This is a genomic window from Rheinheimera gaetbuli, from assembly GCF_054781935.1.
The window spans coordinates 1-16,715 of the sequence record NZ_BAAGTL010000024.1; the positions used below are offsets into that span (position 1 = coordinate 1).

At 47.0% G+C, this 16,715-nt stretch carries 18 protein-coding genes; 12 read left to right on the forward strand and 6 right to left on the reverse strand.

Translation table 11 applies throughout. From position 1 onward, the window contains the following. The first annotated feature begins 256 nt into the window (after window positions 1-256). Together ACYVIC_RS13705 and trmA are read left to right on the forward strand one after the other, a co-directional pair. Window positions 257-745 carry an RNA recognition motif domain-containing protein gene (locus ACYVIC_RS13705; protein WP_460860809.1) on the forward strand — a complete coding sequence of 163 codons (489 nt, stop codon included), beginning with the start codon at window positions 257-259 and terminating at the stop codon, window positions 743-745. Between the two features lie 132 nt (window positions 746-877). Then, a complete protein-coding gene (gene trmA / locus ACYVIC_RS13710; RefSeq protein ID WP_460860810.1) occupies window positions 878-1,972 on the forward strand; it encodes a tRNA (uridine(54)-C5)-methyltransferase TrmA in 1,095 nt (364 codons plus the stop codon). 6 nt (window positions 1,973-1,978) lie between these two features. Here the strand turns inward: trmA and fabR are convergent, their stop codons facing one another. After that, window positions 1,979-2,587 (reverse strand): HTH-type transcriptional repressor FabR, encoded by a 609-nt coding sequence (gene fabR, locus ACYVIC_RS13715; RefSeq protein ID WP_460860812.1) that lies wholly within the window; start codon window positions 2,585-2,587, stop codon window positions 1,979-1,981. Between the two features lie 98 nt (window positions 2,588-2,685). Here fabR and ACYVIC_RS13720 point away from each other — a divergent pair, with 98 nt between their 5' ends. The 3 genes from ACYVIC_RS13720 (at window position 2,686) to ACYVIC_RS13730 (ending at window position 6,797) form a co-directional block, all read left to right on the forward strand. Beyond that, window positions 2,686-3,804, forward strand: coding sequence for an acyl-CoA desaturase (locus ACYVIC_RS13720; protein WP_460860814.1), 1,119 nt, complete (start codon window positions 2,686-2,688; stop codon window positions 3,802-3,804). Window positions 3,805-3,888: 84 nt separating this feature from the next. Next, the gene (sthA, locus tag ACYVIC_RS13725) at window positions 3,889-5,310 is read left to right on the forward strand and encodes a Si-specific NAD(P)(+) transhydrogenase (protein ID WP_460860815.1); all 1,422 of its coding nucleotides are present in this window, start codon (window positions 3,889-3,891) and stop codon (window positions 5,308-5,310) included. Window positions 5,311-5,438: 128 nt separating this feature from the next. Next, a complete protein-coding gene (locus tag ACYVIC_RS13730; protein WP_460860817.1) occupies window positions 5,439-6,797 on the forward strand; it encodes an energy transducer TonB in 1,359 nt (452 codons plus the stop codon). Between the two features lie 57 nt (window positions 6,798-6,854). Here the strand turns inward: ACYVIC_RS13730 and hemE are convergent, their stop codons facing one another. Further along, complete coding sequence (gene hemE, locus ACYVIC_RS13735; RefSeq protein WP_460861297.1) at window positions 6,855-7,937, reverse strand: uroporphyrinogen decarboxylase; 1,083 nt, start codon at window positions 7,935-7,937, stop codon at window positions 6,855-6,857. 217 nt (window positions 7,938-8,154) lie between these two features. Then, the gene (gene nudC, locus ACYVIC_RS13740) at window positions 8,155-8,949 is read right to left on the reverse strand and encodes an NAD(+) diphosphatase (protein WP_460860819.1); all 795 of its coding nucleotides are present in this window, start codon (window positions 8,947-8,949) and stop codon (window positions 8,155-8,157) included. A 146-nt stretch (window positions 8,950-9,095) separates the two neighbouring features. On the opposite strand from nudC, the gene rsd reads away from it, so the two are divergent. After that, complete coding sequence (gene rsd / locus ACYVIC_RS13745) at window positions 9,096-9,581, forward strand: sigma D regulator (RefSeq protein ID WP_460860821.1); 486 nt, start codon at window positions 9,096-9,098, stop codon at window positions 9,579-9,581. A gap of 57 nt (window positions 9,582-9,638) precedes the next feature. On the opposite strand, the gene fkpA is transcribed toward rsd, so the two are convergent. Continuing rightward, window positions 9,639-10,379 (reverse strand): FKBP-type peptidyl-prolyl cis-trans isomerase, encoded by a 741-nt coding sequence (gene fkpA, locus ACYVIC_RS13750; RefSeq protein ID WP_460860822.1) that lies wholly within the window; start codon window positions 10,377-10,379, stop codon window positions 9,639-9,641. Between the two features lie 87 nt (window positions 10,380-10,466). On the opposite strand from fkpA, the gene ACYVIC_RS13755 reads away from it, so the two are divergent. Then, window positions 10,467-11,465 carry a WD40 repeat domain-containing protein gene (locus ACYVIC_RS13755; RefSeq protein WP_460860824.1) on the forward strand — a complete coding sequence of 333 codons (999 nt, stop codon included), beginning with the start codon at window positions 10,467-10,469 and terminating at the stop codon, window positions 11,463-11,465. Further along, complete coding sequence (locus tag ACYVIC_RS13760) at window positions 11,452-11,679, forward strand: SlyX family protein (protein WP_460860826.1); 228 nt, start codon at window positions 11,452-11,454, stop codon at window positions 11,677-11,679. Before ACYVIC_RS13755 ends, ACYVIC_RS13760 begins: the two co-directional genes overlap by 14 nt. Window positions 11,680-11,681: 2 nt before the next feature. On the opposite strand, the gene ACYVIC_RS13765 is transcribed toward ACYVIC_RS13760, so the two are convergent. After that, window positions 11,682-11,888, reverse strand: a complete 207-nt coding sequence (locus ACYVIC_RS13765) for a YheV family putative zinc ribbon protein (RefSeq protein ID WP_460860827.1) — start codon at window positions 11,886-11,888, stop codon at window positions 11,682-11,684. 104 nt (window positions 11,889-11,992) lie between these two features. Between ACYVIC_RS13765 and ACYVIC_RS13770 the strand changes: the two genes are divergently transcribed. The 3 genes from ACYVIC_RS13770 to ACYVIC_RS13780 are packed head-to-tail and all read left to right on the forward strand — an operon-like array spanning window position 11,993 to window position 14,619. Beyond that, window positions 11,993-13,900: an ATP-binding cassette domain-containing protein gene (locus ACYVIC_RS13770; protein WP_460860829.1), complete on the forward strand. Its 1,908-nt coding sequence runs from the start codon at window positions 11,993-11,995 to the stop codon at window positions 13,898-13,900. Next, the gene (locus ACYVIC_RS13775) at window positions 13,893-14,402 is read left to right on the forward strand and encodes a TIGR02444 family protein (RefSeq protein WP_460860831.1); all 510 of its coding nucleotides are present in this window, start codon (window positions 13,893-13,895) and stop codon (window positions 14,400-14,402) included. The genes ACYVIC_RS13770 and ACYVIC_RS13775 overlap by 8 nt, the downstream gene beginning before the upstream one ends. A 28-nt stretch (window positions 14,403-14,430) precedes the next feature. Continuing rightward, on the forward strand, window positions 14,431-14,619 hold the full coding sequence (locus tag ACYVIC_RS13780; protein WP_460860833.1) for a DUF3149 domain-containing protein: 189 nt from the start codon (window positions 14,431-14,433) through the stop codon (window positions 14,617-14,619). 8 nt (window positions 14,620-14,627) lie between these two features. On the opposite strand, the gene fdxA is transcribed toward ACYVIC_RS13780, so the two are convergent. After that, a complete protein-coding gene (gene fdxA / locus ACYVIC_RS13785) occupies window positions 14,628-14,954 on the reverse strand; it encodes a ferredoxin FdxA (protein WP_460860835.1) in 327 nt (108 codons plus the stop codon). 174 nt (window positions 14,955-15,128) lie between these two features. On the opposite strand from fdxA, the gene ACYVIC_RS13790 reads away from it, so the two are divergent. Beyond that, the gene (locus ACYVIC_RS13790; protein WP_460860836.1) at window positions 15,129-16,664 is read left to right on the forward strand and encodes a leucyl aminopeptidase family protein; all 1,536 of its coding nucleotides are present in this window, start codon (window positions 15,129-15,131) and stop codon (window positions 16,662-16,664) included. Window positions 16,665-16,715: the final 51 nt, after the last annotated feature.

Consider the following 16,715-nt stretch of genomic DNA (forward strand, 5'->3'; position numbering starts at 1 on the left):
GCCTGCGAACCGCAGCACCCCGTGGCATGGCGCGCATTATAGGGCGTTTTTAAACTGGCGCAAGCGTTAAAGTGATAAAAAACGCTTTTAGCGTGTTGTTTGCTTACTAATTCAGCTTTTTGCATGTTTTAACAGCAAACACGGGTAAAACAGGCTACGTTTTATGGTTGCGGTTTATTATCCAACCGCTAAGATAAGGCTGCTTTATGTTGTTAAAGCATTCCGATAAATAGAATTAAGTGCTTAGGATATTATTATGTTACCCACTTTACGTGCTTCTTTGCCGTATACACTGGCGCTGGCAGTGTTGGCTTATCTTGGTTTTACCTTCCTGCCTGTTTTGGGATTTGCTCAGGAAGTTTTCGTGCTAATAGGCATATTATTATCAGGTATTCTGGTTCCTGTACTGATGGACGTTAAGGGCAGTGCTGCAGAAACAATTATCACAGCAACAGCAGCAACTGACTATAAAGGTGAAACTACTACTCTATATGTTGGTAATTTGCCTTACCGTGCTAATGAAGATGCCGTGAAAGAGTTATTCCAGCGTTTTGGGGTGGTTGTTAACGTGAGACTGATGAAAGATCGCCAAACTGGCCGTCGCCGCGGTTTCGGTTTCGTTGAGGTAGCAGCCAAAGATGGCAGTAAAATGATTCAGAAATTGAATGACTTTAATTTTCAGGAGCGCACATTAAAAGTACGCGAAGCTAAAGAGCGTCAGGATAGCGACGATACTGAAGAGTAAGCACTTAGTTTCCGGCGTTCTCAGGGAAGCAATAGCTTCCCTTTTTTGTCTTAGCTTTAGCTACCGATATTCAAGGTTGGCTCAATACGTACTCTGGCTTAAAATAGTCGTTTTGATAAAGTAGAGATAATAATGAGTGTAGGCCAGGTTTTCCCCGAACAGTATGACGCGCAACTTACCGCAAAAGTGGCCGCCGTTCAGCAACTACTGACAGATTTTAATCCACCGTCAGTTGAGGTGTTTAGATCTCCCCCAACACATTACCGTTTACGTGCCGAGTTTCGTATCTGGCACAACGGCGATGATATTTACCACGCGATGTTTGATTCAGAAACCCGTGATAAGGTTCGCATCGATCATTTTCCTGTTGCCTGTCACGGCATCGCAGATTTTATGCCTGTTTTGCTTAAACATATCCAGTTTAACCACGAACTCCGTTATAAGTTGTATCAGGTTGATTATCTGGCCACGCTGTCGGGCGAACTATTGGTTTCTCTTATTTATAAGCGTCCATTGACCAACGGCTGGCTGGAACAAGCTAAACAACTGACAGATACGTTAGCTGGACAATATAAGGTGAAGTTTATTGGCCGCTCCCGCAAGCAAAAACTGCTGCTGAGTACTGACTATGTAACCGAAAAATTTGAGCTGGATGGTCGCACTTTACAATATCAGCAGGTAGAAGGCAGCTTCACCCAACCTAATGGTGCAGTAAACCTCCATATGCTGGGCTGGGCGAAGCAGATTGCACAGCAACTGTCCGGGGATTTATTGGAGCTGTACTGTGGTAACGGGAATTTTTCAGTGGCACTATCGCCCTGCTTTAATAGAGTGGTCGCAACGGAAATTTCCCGAACGTCGATCAAATCAGCACAATATAACATTGCACTGAACAAGCTCGACAACCTAGAGGTGTTGCAAATGTCTGCTGAAGATGTCGCAGCGGCTTTGCAACAAGGCACCACACTTAAACAACTGGATTTGGCCGGTATGCAGCTGAATACGGTGTTAGTTGATCCGCCGCGTGCAGGACTGGACAACGACACAGAGCAATTGGTCAGCCGCTTTAATGATATTATATATATATCCTGCAACCCACAAACACTCGCACAAAACTTACAGACGTTGAGCCAAACGCACGATGTTGTGCAGTTAGCTGTCTTTGATCAGTTCCCATACACTCATCATATTGAAAGCGGCATTTGGTTACGTAAACGTGCAAGCTAAAGCGGTTTATTCTTTAGGTTTGCGGCCATAACTGGCCGCGCCATGCGCCAACCAACGTAACTGAGTTATAGTGCGACTGGTTAAATAGCCATATTGCTCTGGTGGCGCGTCCAAAGCATCTGCGCCGGTGTGAAAAACCAGTATTACCATCGCTTCGGCCTGAGCTCGGGCAAGTTCATCCGGGCAGGTAGTTTCTTTACGCAGATACTCAGCCAGTTCAGCCACAAAATGCTGGATCTCCCGTGCAACTGCACTTCTGAAAGCAGCTGAAGTGCCTGAGCGTTCCCGTAGCAACAGCCTGAAAATGTTGCTATTGCCGGTGACAAACTCCATAAACGTTTCGATAGAGGTGCGAATTACACTACCGTTCTTCTCAATCCGTTGTCTGGCCTGGCGCATCAACTGGCGCAGCATCAAGCCAGCTTCATCTACCAGTGTCAGACCCAGCTCATCCATATCAGAAAAATGGCGGTAAAATGAGGTTGGAGCAATACCCGCCTCACGAGCAACTTCTCGCAAGCTCAAGCTGGCAAAACTTTTATCTGCACTCAACTGCGAAAAAGCGGCATTAATAATAGCGCGTCGGGTGCGCTCTTTTTGTTCTGCTCTGGACACAGATAATCCTATTTTCACCGAAAAACGCTATTCTATACCTTGACCACCGGCTTGTGACCAGTAGAATGAGCGAACAGTTGTAAGCTAAATGGCACTTTATGAAACAAGCCCCACTGATTTGGACTAACGTCCTGCTGTTCTCTATCACGACATTAGTAGCCGCTGTCGGCGTGCCGTGGTACGCGCTAACCGTTGGCTTTGGCTGGACAGAAATTATCGCCACTATTATCTGTTTAGGCTACTGTGGCATGTCTATTACTGCAGGCTACCATAGACTCTGGGCGCATAAAACTTATGATGCTCATCCGATATTGCAATGGCTATATGCTATCGGTGGTGCTTTTGCTTTGCAAAACAGTGCGCTACATTGGTCGGCTGACCACCGGGTACATCATCGTCACGTCGATAACAACGATAAAGACCCCTATTCTGCCGGCCGGGGCTTCTGGTATAGCCATATAGGCTGGATGCTGCGTGATTATCCCGGCGTAGAAAAGCCAGACTATAATAATTGCCGCGATTTGCAAAAAAACCGCATTGTTATGTGGCAACACCGTAACTACCTTTGGCTAACTATCGCAACTAACATTGGAATCCCTCTGGTATTGGGGCTATTCAGCGGCAATATTCTCGGCATGCTATTGTCAGCTGGTGTGCTACGCTTGGTACTAAGCCATCACTTTACGTTTTTTATTAACTCTTTGGCGCATATCTGGGGCAGCCAACCTTACACTGAGCAAAATTCTGCCCGTGATAATGGTATTTTGGCGTTTTTGACGTATGGCGAGGGCTATCATAACTTTCATCATATCTTTGAATCAGATTACCGTAACGGTATTAAATGGTATCAGTTCGACCCAACCAAGTGGTTTATAAAAACAGCTTCCTGGTTCGGTTTAACCTGCAACCTGCGCACAGTGCCTGAAGAGCGAATAGAGCAGGCCAAAGCAAAAATGCAGCTACAGCGCGCTATAGCTAATGTAAAACAACGCCCTAATTCAGAGCAATTATTGCTATTACTCGAACAAGAGTATGAGTTGCTGATTGCTAGAATGCAGGACTACTATCAGATTAAAAAACAGCTACTACTTCAGCATAGACAGCAGCTGGTAGCGCAATATCAAGCAGTAGATTTCAAACATCGTTATCATGAATTCAAACACCACCTGCAACTACAGCAGCAACATTGGCAACGGCTAGTTACCGCTTTTAGCTGATTAAAAAAGAGGCTCCGGTCTCTTTTTTTGTCTCCGATACCTGATATGCTCAATTAATTATTGTGATATCAGAGAGATTTACTTGTGAGTGCAAGAAAAAACACGACAAAACCAAAGTTTGATTTCGACGCAATAGTTATAGGTACCGGCCCAGGTGGTGAAGGCGCCGCCATGTATCTGGCGAAAAGTGGGTTAAAAGTAGCCGCGATAGAACGTTATCAATCAGTTGGCGGTGGTTGCACGCATTGGGGCACCATTCCATCTAAAGCATTGCGGCATTCTGTTAGCCGATTAATAGAATTTAACGAAAACCCTCTGTTTCAATTTGATGAGCAGCACACCAAACTGACTTTTTCGCAAATTTTAAAACATGCTGCCGGAGTGATCCGCAAGCAGGTCCGACTACGCTCTGGTTTTTATGACCGCAATCAAGTAAAAATATATCAAGGCGAAGCCCGTTTTATTGACCCGCATCGTTTAAGTATTCACAGCTCTGATGGCAGCAGTTTCGAGCTTAGCGCCAAAACATTTGTCATCGCTACAGGCTCAAGGCCATATCGCCCAGCCAACGTCGATTTTAACCACAGCAGGATCTATGATTCAGATACCATTTTATCGCTGCAACATGATCCAAAGCACATCATTATTTACGGTGCAGGTGTTATAGGCTGCGAGTATGCTTCAATCTTTCGTGGCCTGGGTGTGCGGGTAGATTTGGTCAATACCCGTGACCGCTTGCTTTCATTTATGGATGCTGAGATTTCTGACTCCCTTAGCTATCATTTCTGGAACTCAGGCATGACTATCCGTCATGGCGAAGAATTTGACTGCATAGAAGGTACGGCTGACGGTGTAGTCTTACATTTAAAATCTGGCAAAAGAATGAAAGCAGACTGCTTTTTGTTTGCAAATGGTCGCACCGGTAATACTGAAATGCTCGATTTGCAAGCTGTAGGGCTTGAAGCAGATGGTCGCGGCCTGCTAAAAGTAAATAAAAACTATCAAACCAGCTGTGAAAATGTATATGCCGTTGGCGATGTAATTGGGTACCCTAGCCTCGCCAGCGCAGCCTACGATCAGGGCCGCTTAGCCGGTGAAGCCATTGTAAAAGGCAATTTAGATGCGCATTTGATTACGGATATTCCCGTCGGCATTTATACAATCCCTGAAATGAGCTCTGTTGGTAAAACGGAGCAAGAGCTCACCGCTGCTAAAATCCCTTATGAGGTTGGCCGTGCTCAGTTTAAGCATCTGGCACGGGCACAAATAGCCAATACTAGCGTAGGCAGTTTAAAACTATTGTTTCATCGCGATACATTGGAAATTCTGGGTATTCATTGTTTCGGCGAACGGGCAGCTGAAATAGTACATATAGGACAGGCCATTATGATGCAAAAAAACGGCGGCAATACACTAGAGTATTTTGTACATACCACCTTTAATTATCCAACCATGGCGGAAGCATACCGCGTAGCGGCATTAAACGGACTGAATCGGCTGTTTTAGAATGCAAGCAATTGATATATATCACAATATTAAAAGCTGGAATCTGGCGGGATTTATTTTTGTTTTGGCTGATAATTCGTTGTAAACTCAATTACATAATAATTAAATAAACTGTTGTTGGAGCTATTATGGTAAAGCTAAAGTACGGGTTTGCGCTACTGATGCTTGCCCTGTCATTTAAGGCGTTGGCGGATTACCCTACCGCCCGAAGCCTGTTTGAAAAACAGGAATATGCATTAGCGAAACCGCAATTGGAAACATTGGCCGAGCTTGGCCATCTTGAAGCACAATTTTTATTATCACGGATGTATGCAGAAGGCTTGGGGGTGGATAAAGATATTAACCTAGCTTACGCCTGGACGTTAATAGCCAGAGAACGCAATCATCCACAAGCTGACCAACAATATCGTGGCCTTAGAAGTAAACTCTCATCCCGCTTACAGGGTAAAGAAGTCTACACAACATTAAGCAGCCAGTTTGGTAAACAAGCGCTGGAAAGTAATCTTTATCCTACAGCTAACCGTTATGCGTCTTCCGATGTCAGGGTAAAACCTTTGAGCCAACCAGAGCCAGAGTACCCCAGTTATTTTGCAAGATCAGGTATTGCTGCTTGGGCAATAGTCCACTATGACATTAATGAAGATGGCCGCACTGAAAAGCCTCATGTAGTTGCATCTTTTCCTGTCGACGCTATATCAGAATATGTGTTACCGGCAGTTGCCAACTGGCGGTTTGAACCGCCCAGAGATCTGTACGGTGATCCGATACGCCTTGAAATGCAGTCTTATACCTTTAAGGTTAAAACGCCAAGCAGTTCAAGAACACGAAAGTTTGAGCGTGAAAATCAGGAATATATGGACGCTATTCTGGCAGCAGCCAAAACTGAAGCCGCTAGATATCAGTATCTTTATGCATTACTGGCAGAGAACCGTATCGTGTCTAACGCAGATGCTATGAGCTGGTATTTGCAAGCTGCAATTAACGGTTACCCTGCAGCCCAATATCGTTTAGCGCAATGCCTGGTAACAGGTAACGGCTGCGACCGCGATCCAAGTAAGGCTGTCAATTGGTTAACTATTTCAGCAGATGGCGGCGACGCCAAAGCTGCTTATTTACTGGCGCAAGAATTGCTGGATAGCAACAATGTTAACTATGACCCTCATAAGGCTGCTTTTTATCTGGAGATTGCCGCTCTAACGGAGTATATGCCGGCAATTACAGAATATGCCGCTTTGTTGGCGATGTCGGACAATCCTACGCTGCGCGACCCGCAAAAAGCTATCAGGTTGGCAGAGCAAGGACGGACTATCGATGCAAACAATCCAAATTTGCTGTCAACTCTGGGTGTGGCTTTTATCGAACTTGGCCAACAAAGCCGGGGCGAATCCATGCTGCGTCAGGCACTCGCTGAAGCGAAAAAACGAAACTGGACAGTTCAGGGCTTCGAAGACTTAATTGCCGATTATCAGACTATAGCAACCAATTGAGTTAAATCTTAGCAGAGCAACCCGACAACGCCGGGTTGTCTCTTAGTAAGTTAATGGTTATTCAACGATCTCATTATTCATGTGATAAGTACGGCTAAATGCATGTACCGCATCGATAAACACGCTAACCCGCTCAGGATCAACATCAGGTGTGATGCCATGGCCCAGGTTAAATACGTGGCCGGGCCCCTGACCAAAACCATCCAGTATCATTTGAACTTCCTGTCGGATACGTTCCGGAGAACCAAGCAGAATGGACGGGTCCATATTGCCTTGCAATGCGACTTTATGGCCAACACGTTTTTTTGCATCGGCAATATTAATAGTCCAATCTAAGCCCAACGCATCACAGCCAGTATTAGCAATCGACTCCAGCCACATACCACCGTTTTTGGTAAACAGCGTCACCGGCACCTTACGGCCGTCGGCCTCGCGGGTTAGACCATTTACAATCTGTTGCATATAACCGAGTGAGAACTCCTGATAATCGCGTGGCGTTAGCACCCCACCCCAGGTATCGAAAATCATCACCGATTGCGCCCCGGCGGCAATTTGCGCATTTAAATACAGAATTACACTTTGTGCCAGTTTATCCAGTAACAGGTGTAGCGCTTCTGGTTCACTGAACATCATTTTCTTAATAGTACCAAAGGTCTTACTACTGCCACCCTCTACCATATAAGTTGCCAGTGTCCACGGACTACCAGAGAAACCAATTAAAGGTACGCTGCCACTTAGTTCGCGACGAATAGTACGCACAGCATCCATAACATAACGTAGCTCTTGCTCGGGATCTGGGGTGGGCAAGTTAACTATATCCATAAAGTCACGAACCGGCCGCTGAAACTTTGGCCCTTCTCCCTCACCAAAATACAGGCCAAGCCCCATCGCATCGGGGATAGTTAAGATATCGCTGAACAAAATAGCGGCATCTAAAGCATAGCGTCGCAATGGCTGCAATGTTACCTCACAAGCCAGTTCAGGGTTTTTACACAGCGACATAAAATCACCGGCCTGCGCGCGGGTAGCACGATATTCTGGTAAATAACGTCCTGCCTGACGCATCATCCATACAGGTGTACGGTCCACCGGTTGCTTTAACAAAGCTCTGAGGTAGCGATCATTTTTAAGCTGCATAATAAACCCATCATCAATCAAATTGACGTTATTTTAGCATCAAGCCTGCGCGGCGCCTATTGTTTCGCGGTAAAGCTTCTATTCAGGTTTTTTCTGTATAGCCCTTGTCATACTAAAATTGATCTGCTATAACATTGCTGCGCTAGTGAAGAATAACAAGTAAGAAGCTCGGTAAAACGAGACCTCGCAAAATTTAGTTAAGCCACATTATGTGGCTTTTTTATTTGCCTGCAATTTTCTGCAACTGCCGAATAATCTGTCCGGACAAGGTTTCTACTGGTGGCACCTCTGGCAAAGCGCTGAAATCAAACCAAGCCGCTTCTTCTATCTCTTTTGGCTGACAGACAATCTCGCCACCTGCGTAGTCAGCAACAAATCCAGTCATCAGTGAATGCGGAAATGGCCAAGGCTGGCTGCCGACGTAGCGCAAGTTGGTAATATCTACACCAACTTCTTCTTTTACTTCACGAATTGCAGCCTGCTCCAGCGTTTCAGCAGACTCAACAAAACCGGCCAAAATAGAAAAAAAACCTTGCCGGTGCCTACTGGAACGCGCTAGTAAAATTTTACCCTGATGAGCAACGCCAACTAACACACAAGGTGCTATCCGCGGATAACAGCGATGACCGCATTTATTGCATAACATCGCCAACTCCCAGTTCACCAACAGCATTGCTGTTCCACATTGGCCACAGAAACGATGCGTTTGTAAAAATAACGCCACCTGCACTGCGCGTGCAGCCAACTCAAACACAGCCTCACCATGGCTTAGTAGCTCCCGAGGCGATACCCAATGTTGCTCATGCTCTATGTGGTCATGATTAACAACCAGGTACGCATCCTGCCCCTCTATCTGCCCCAGCCAGCATATTTGTTCTGGCTCTGCCGACAGCGGTAACTCGGCGTAACGGCAAAGCGGTAACTGCTGCAGTGCATTCAACCAAAGCCGGCCACGGTTTAACACCAACCAAAGCCCTTGCTGAGATTGAATCGGGCTGATACTGTGTTTAATCATCTGATGTTCCTGCTACTGACGTGATACAGACAGTATCATAGGTGCTATTGACTGCCCCGACCAATAAAAAAACGGTTGATCTTTAGCGTAAAATTCATTTAATTAGAACTTACTGCAGCAAGGCTGCTGCACTTAAGGAGAAAGCAATGTACACCCGTGTGCAGAAAGCGCAACAAAAATGGGGGGGCTCTCTTGGCGCCATTGATACTTGGCTTGAAGAACGTCAGCAGCTAATTGTCAGTTACTGCAAACTGGCTGCCTTGCCGCCCTTTGACCACAAGAGAACCACTATGCCCTCACAGGATGTAGTGCAAGAGTTCTGTCAGTTGCTCGTTGACTATTTGTCCGCCGGACATTTTGAAGTATACGAGCGTATTGTCTCAGAATGCGCTGTAAATGGTACAGATAGCCGTAAACTAGCTGACAGCCTGTACCCGAAAATTTCAGTCTCTACCGATCTGGCCTTGAATTTTAATGACAACTACGCCGAGCATCTGAGCACACGCCACAGCGGAGCTTTTGATCGGGAGTTGTCAGAACTGGGGCAGGCACTGGAAGAGCGCTTTGAATATGAAGATGAACTTATAAATACTTTGCACGAAAAACATAGCGACAGCAGCATTTCTGCATAGCGCTACGCGCAGTACCACAAAAAAGCGGCATTAGCCGCTTTTTTGAGTTGTATATAGTTACTGAGCTGCAGATTCAGCTGCAATAATTTCCAACAGCTCTACTTCAAATACCAGTACGCTGTTTGGTTTAATCACGCCCATATCACGCTCACCGTAAGCCAGCTCTGACGGGATAGTAAACTTAAACTTAGAGCCAACATTCATCAGCTGCACGCCTTCGGTCCAGCCCGCAATTACGCGGTTTAACGGGAACTGAGCAGGTTCGCCACGGTCGACAGAACTGTCAAACTTAGTACCGTCTACCAAGGTGCCTGTATAATGCACTTTAACCGTATCGGTAGCGGCAGGTTTGGCCCCTTCTGAAGCCTGCAACACTTCATACTGCAGGCCAGATTCGGTAACGGTAACGCCTTCTTTTTTTGCATTTTCTTCAAGATAGGTCTTACCGACAGCAATCGCCTGGGCAGCTTCTGCTTCTGCAATAGCGCCTTGTTTTTCACGGAACTGCTCTTCCAGTGCTGTCATCATCGCTTGAACTTCTTCTTCTGACAATTGCGCTTTTTCAGCAATAGCATCTTGTACACCGCGTAAAATTAACGCGCTGTCCAGTGATAAACCCATTTTGCTGTATTCATCCAGCGTGCCATCCAGGTAACGGCCAACAGACACACCCAGGCTGTAAGATTGTTTGGCCGCATCAGTGTCCAGTACTACTGGTTTTTGTTCAGCTTCTTTCTGACAAGCCGTAAGGGAAAAAACAGCCACTGCAATCAGTGACATTTTGCTAACTAAGCGCATCCGGTTCTCCAATATTTACGCAGCCAGGCTGCAAAAGTATGTTTTAATAGTGTCCAATGAACTGACCTATACTAACGGTTTGCGAGGATGAGGTTAACACCCGAGATGAAATATCCGCTATTTTTTCTGCCGTTTCTGCTCAGTGGCTGTGAAAAAATGATCGCAGTAGCACCAATACAGCAGTTTTCGCATGTAGCGCAGGGCAGTTATGCCGCTGCAATATCGGCAGATGGTCGCTATGCTGCCGTATCGTCAATTCAAGATGGTGTAGCACTATGGGATCTGAACAACAATGCTTTAACCTATCAATGGCGGCATCAGGATGGCAGCGACAATCTGGTGTTTAGCCTGGCGATAAGTAGCAATAACAGCCATGTACTAACCGCAGATGCACATACCTATGCATTGTGGCGCATTAGCAATGGGGAGAATCAGGGTTACTGGCAGCTTGATACCGCGACAGTGCGGGACGTTGCAGTGTCAGACGATGGCAAACACTTACTTATTGGCAAGAGTGATGGCGGTGTTCAGCATATTACCTTACAAAGCGGGCGACGACTGGAGTTTTTGGGCCATACCGAACGGGTTAACAGTGTAGCTATGTCGCCGAACGGCCGTTACGCCTTGACAGGTGGTAACGATTACAAAGCCCATTTATGGGATACACAAAGTGCTCAAATTATCTATAGCTTCAGCCACCCCAGCCGCGTAACTAAAGTCGCATTGGACCTTCAGGGCCGCTACGCCTTTACCGCAGACAGCCAGGATTTAGCCCAAATCTGGGATATTCAAACCGGCCAGTTAGTTAGCAAATTGCAGTTTATTGCGCGCCAGCAGGTGTTCAGCGCGGTGCAGTTTAGTGCTGATGGTAAGTACCTCGCCACCGGCGCACCAACCCGCAAGCTGGCACTGTGGGATGTGGCTAGCGGCAAAGAGCTACAGCACTGGCAAGTATCAGTGCGGCCAGATAGCCGCCCGCCCAGCGCAGTAGTGCATGCAGTAGGTTTCTTAGGCGACAACAAAATAATCAGCGAAAGTTCCAGTGGCATAGCCGAAGTATGGGAGATAAAACATGACACCAAGTGAACAGGAATTACAGCTGCATATTGTCGAGCTGGAGAGCAAACTGGCATTTCAGGAAGATACTGTTAACAGCCTGAGCAATGAGCTGTTAGCACATCAGAAACGCATTGATAAGCTGACACAACAGGTAATGTTACTGGCCGAAAAACTGCGTAACCTACCCGATGATCAAGGTATATTGCGGCCGGAAGAAGAGCCACCACCGCCGCATTATTAATATTACTCGGGCTTAAACACCCCGATAACTTGTTCAGCAGCGCGGCTGGCTTTGGCTATCTGCGCTTGCGGCTGCACCATCTGGTGGCCACACTCTACGCATTCAACTTTTTCGACATTGTTTTCCAAAAACAACATCATGGTATCTACAGCCTTACACTTCGGACAGCTGGCACCGGCAATAAAACGTTTCTTTTTGCGTGTTGTCATCCTCTGCCTCATCTGGCTGGCATGGCAATTTTATCGGCCAAGCCTTGGTTTGTTGCGGTTATACGGGTAAATTAGCAGCCCAATTCAGTTACACAGGAAAAAACATGATCCAGCTGCAACAGGTTGAACTGCGACGTGGTATTCAGTGTTTGTTTCAAGGTGCCGATCTTACCGTATTTCCGGGGCAAAAGGTGGGAATTGTCGGTGCCAACGGCTGTGGTAAATCCAGCTTATTTGCCTTGTTGCAAAATAAACTCCACGCCGACGCCGGCAATATCGCAATTCCGGCCAGCTGGCGTATTTCTACCGTAGCACAGGAGACCCCAGCACTGGATTGCAGCGCTATGGATTATGTACTGCAAGGCGACGAACAGTTATTTCCTCTGCTATTAAAAGTCCGTTCAGAGTGCAGTGAAAGTGATCTGGCCAGCATTCATTTGCAAATTGAAGCGCTAGATGGTTACCGCGCAGAGGCCAAAGCCGGCATTTTGCTGGATGGTCTCGGTTTTAGCGGTGAAGCCCAGCAACAGGCGGTAAAATCGTTCTCCGGTGGCTGGCGCATGCGATTGAACCTCGCCCGTGCGTTAATGCAGCGCGCCGAGTTGCTACTGCTGGATGAGCCTACCAACCACCTCGATTTGGACGCCGTACTGTGGCTGGAAAAATACCTCGCCAACTATCAGGGTACCTTACTGCTGATCAGCCACGACCGTGATTTTCTGGATGCTGTTACCGACAACATTGTGCACATCGAACGCCAGACGCTAACATTGTACAAAGGCAACTACAGCCAGTTTGAGCGCCAGCGCGCCGAACAATTGTCGCAGCATCAAGCTAATTTTGATAAACAGCAGCGTCAGGTAGCGCACCTGCAAAAATTTATCGACCGCTTTAAAGCCCAGGCAACTAAAGCACGTCAGGCACAAAGCCGGATTAAAGCGCTGGAGCGCATGACGATACTGGCGCCGGCCCATGTAGACTCGCCATTTAGTTTTAGCTTTCGCGAGCCTAAAGCCCTGCCTAACCCGCTGCTAAAAATCGACAATGTGCAGGCCGGTTATGCTGACAAGATCATTTTAAGCCAAATTAAATTTCAGCTGCTACCTGGCAGCCGTATTGGTTTACTTGGTCGCAACGGCGCCGGTAAATCGACACTTATTAAATTGCTGTCTGGCAGCATGACACCGCAAAGTGGCGACGTATGGTACGCCAACGGCGTAAGTTTGGGTTACTTTGCCCAACATCAGTTGGAAACGCTGCGACCACAAGACTCACCATTGCAGCATTTGGTGCGGCTAGACCCATTGGTACCCGAGCAAAAGCTGCGTGATTTCCTAGGTGGTTTTGGCTTTCACGGCGACAAAGCCCTCGAGGCCTGTGCACCGTTTTCCGGCGGCGAAAAAGCCCGGCTGGTGCTAGCGCTAATTGTTTACCAACGGCCTAACTTATTGCTACTGGATGAACCGACTAACCACCTTGATTTAGATATGCGCGAAGCCATCGTTATGGCACTGCAAGAATTCGAAGGCGCTATCGTTATCGTCTCGCACGACCGGCATTTGCTCAGCAGCTGCACCGACGAATTTTACCTGGTTGCCCATGGCAGGGTGGCACCGTTCGATGGCGACTTAACCGATTACTACCAGTGGCTGCAGCAGGACGCACGTCAAAGCACCAGTGCCGCTCAGGCGGACACGCCAGCTAGCAGCAATGTGGTGCGTAAAGATCAGAAGCGGCTGGAGGCCGATTTACGTAACCTACTACGGCCGGCAAAACAAAAAATAGAAAAGTTAGAGCAACAACAAGAAAAGCTGACGAAAGAACTGGCGGTTATTGAGGAAAAAATGGCCGACCCGGACATTTACGACACCAAACGTAAAGCCGAGCTGACTGAATTACTGGCGAAACAAGCCAACGCCAGCAGCAGCCTGGCAAGTATTGAAGAAGACTGGTTTATGGCACAGGACGAGCTGGAGCAAAAAACCGCCCAGTTCTGGCAGAACAATGCTTAACAGCGGCAACAAAATAGCTGATCAGATAACTGCTGAACAGCTATGGCAGTTTAGCCTGGCATTGTACCCCGGGGTAAAAAGCCTCTGCCTGCAGTGGCAGAATGAACTGGGAGTCAACGTTAATCTGCTGCTCTTGCTGTGTTATTTAGAACAGCAGCAGCGTAGTTTAGACGCCGCTGAGCTGCAACAACTGACAGCAAAACTGAATGACTTCAGCACTCAATTTACAAAACCACTGCGTGCGCTGCGGCACAACACCACCTCAGCGCCACTATCCCAAATACAACAGCAAACGTTAAAGCAGGCTTTACTGCAGGCAGAACTGACACTGGAGCAGCTAGAGCAGCAACTGCTGCTGCAACACTGCCCGCCGCAGGTTGCCCAAGCCGCACCATTACTCGAACTGTATTTAGGCCAACTTACTACCGATATCGACGCCTTAACCGCGCAAATACTTGATCTGCGTCAAGCTTACCAACGCCTTAGTCATCACAACGGCTGAACTTTGATCTGTATCAGGTAGACTGTCTATGGCTTTGCCTAAACTTGCGCCAACAACACAGCAAGAGGACAAGGCGATGAACCTGTGGCAAGAATTTATTAATGATCCGGTAATCTTTATCTCATTTACCGGCTTGGCGATTGTTATCGGCTTATGTATATTTTATGCGGTGTACTTTATTTACAAAGTAGAGCATGAGCAGCCCGACGGTAAGTAACCGTAAAACTAGTCTATTTCCAGATACGGCAATTTATCTGGCACACCATTCCAGGCATCGGCATCTGCCGGTGCTGGTTTTACTTCGCGGATATTCGGCCACACTTCTGCCAGCTCAGCATTTAACGCGATAAAGCCGTGCTGTTCAGTTGGTACTTTATCTTCCTGTACTATGGCATTGGCTGGGCACTCAGGCTCACACAACCCGCAATCAATACAAATGGTTGGGCTAATCGCCAGAAAATTTGGCCCTTCAAAAAACGCATCGACCGGACATACCGCCACGCAGTCAGTGTATTTGCACTTAATGCAGTTATCTAATACCACAAAGGCCATAGTATCTTGCTTCCCGTTGTTTCAGGCTGGCGATCATACTGTAGTAGCATAAAAAAACAAACCTGTGTCAGCTGCGCAATCTTGGTTTGATTTTGATAATGTAGTGCCTGTTTGATCGATAAAAACATCGCTGACGTAGTGTTCAACGTTTTTAATCAACATGGAAACAATAAAATGAAAAATCTGCTCCTATTACTGCTGCCGCTGGTGTTTAGCGCATACAGTGCGGCAATGCCAAAGGTGGAATTCTCTGAGCTCAACCTAAAAAGCCAACAACAACTGGCGTTGTTTGTTACTGACGTTACGCAATTAAGCGGTAGTGCAGCACAAGTTGATAAGTTAACCGAGGGCCGTTTGAGTGCAGCGGTAAAAGCCTCTGGCCTAAAAAACACGTTTGGCCAAAGCAAAATCTTTTATGGCTTAAGCCCATTTAACCAAATTACGGTTGTGGTAAGTGCAGATAAAGCGTTATCTCAGGCGCAATTGCAGCAGCTTGGGGGCTATGCTGTCTCGACTTTCCCGGCAAATGGCGAACAACCTATCGCAATGTTTAGTGATGATGTAAAAACCGATGTGACAGCACCTGAGGCGTATATTGCAATGGGCGCCAGCATGCGGGATTATCACTTTGATATCTATAAAAAGGCTGACGCAAAAACGTCCCCGCGCCGGTTAACATTCCATACCACTAATAACGCTTCCGCGGCATTGTATCAAAATGATTTGCAATATGTTGTTGCAGGGATCTATTTAGCCAGAGATTTAGCATCAGAGCCTGGCAAAAGCATCTACCCGCAAACTTTTGTTGAGCGGGTAACGGCTAAATTTTCAGGTATAAAAAATACAAAAATCACCGTACTTAACCTAAAAGATATGCAAAAGCACAATATGGGAGCCCTGATCGGTGTGGGTCTTGGCTCGGTGCATGAACCCAAATTACTGGTTATTGAGTACAAAGGTACCAGTAAAAGCAGTGCGCCTACAGCTTTAGTGGGTAAAGGCATTACATTTGACACCGGTGGAATTAGTATCAAGCCTAACGATGGTATGTGGGCCATGAAATCCGATTTGTCAGGTGCAGCAGCTGTTGCGGGCACCATGCTGGCGGTCGCATCTCGTGGAGAAAAAATAAACCTGATCGGTATTATGCCACTAGCCGAAAATATGCCCGCAGGCAATGCCATTCGTCCGGGCGATGTGTTAACCACAATGCAAGGCACCACTATCGAAATTATCTCTACCGATGCAGAAGGCAGGCTGATTTTGGCTGATGCTGTGCGTTATGCACAACAGGAATACAAACCTGGCATGTTGCTTAATATTGCCACCTTAACCGGTTCAGCCGCTCGGGCACTAAGTGACGAATACGCCGCTCTTGTTACTCGTGACTGGGATCTGAGTGTAGAAATGATGGCGGTAGGTAAACGTAGTGGCGAGGAAGTATGGCCATTACCGCTACACCCCAATCATTTTAAACAGATAAAATCTGAGATCGCAGATATCAAAAACTCTGGCGCAGGCGATCCGGGAGCCAGTATTGGCGCAGCGGTCGTTGCCACCTTTGTCGATGAGCAGCTTCCATGGGTGCATCTGGATATAGCGGGTGTAGATTGGCTAAATGAGGCCACGCCTGTCGCCCCTAAAGGGTCTCAGGGCTGGGGTGTGCGTTTTATGGATCAACTGGTTCGTCAGCAGGCAGAAAAACCATAAGCCATTTCTACCACTGAGCAACATAAAGGGTTACCCCTTACCACAGCATTA

Coding starts and splice junctions, on each gene's coding strand:
- trmA (WP_460860810.1), top strand. CDS start 878: ATGAGTGTAGGCCAGGTTTTCCCCGAACAGTATGACGCGCAACTTACC.
- ACYVIC_RS13770 (WP_460860829.1), top strand. CDS start 11,993: ATGATCCAGCTGCAACAGGTTGAACTGCGACGTGGTATTCAGTGTTTG.
- rsd (WP_460860821.1), top strand. CDS start 9,096: ATGTACACCCGTGTGCAGAAAGCGCAACAAAAATGGGGGGGCTCTCTT.
- fdxA (WP_460860835.1), bottom strand. CDS start 14,954: ATGGCCTTTGTGGTATTAGATAACTGCATTAAGTGCAAATACACTGAC.
- ACYVIC_RS13775 (WP_460860831.1), top strand. CDS start 13,893: ATGCTTAACAGCGGCAACAAAATAGCTGATCAGATAACTGCTGAACAG.
- ACYVIC_RS13780 (WP_460860833.1), top strand. CDS start 14,431: ATGGCTTTGCCTAAACTTGCGCCAACAACACAGCAAGAGGACAAGGCG.
- ACYVIC_RS13765 (WP_460860827.1), bottom strand. CDS start 11,888: ATGACAACACGCAAAAAGAAACGTTTTATTGCCGGTGCCAGCTGTCCG.
- ACYVIC_RS13790 (WP_460860836.1), top strand. CDS start 15,129: ATGAAAAATCTGCTCCTATTACTGCTGCCGCTGGTGTTTAGCGCATAC.
- ACYVIC_RS13720 (WP_460860814.1), top strand. CDS start 2,686: ATGAAACAAGCCCCACTGATTTGGACTAACGTCCTGCTGTTCTCTATC.
- ACYVIC_RS13705 (WP_460860809.1), top strand. CDS start 257: ATGTTACCCACTTTACGTGCTTCTTTGCCGTATACACTGGCGCTGGCA.
- fkpA (WP_460860822.1), bottom strand. CDS start 10,379: ATGCGCTTAGTTAGCAAAATGTCACTGATTGCAGTGGCTGTTTTTTCC.
- ACYVIC_RS13730 (WP_460860817.1), top strand. CDS start 5,439: ATGGTAAAGCTAAAGTACGGGTTTGCGCTACTGATGCTTGCCCTGTCA.
- ACYVIC_RS13755 (WP_460860824.1), top strand. CDS start 10,467: ATGAGGTTAACACCCGAGATGAAATATCCGCTATTTTTTCTGCCGTTT.
- nudC (WP_460860819.1), bottom strand. CDS start 8,949: ATGATTAAACACAGTATCAGCCCGATTCAATCTCAGCAAGGGCTTTGG.
- ACYVIC_RS13760 (WP_460860826.1), top strand. CDS start 11,452: ATGACACCAAGTGAACAGGAATTACAGCTGCATATTGTCGAGCTGGAG.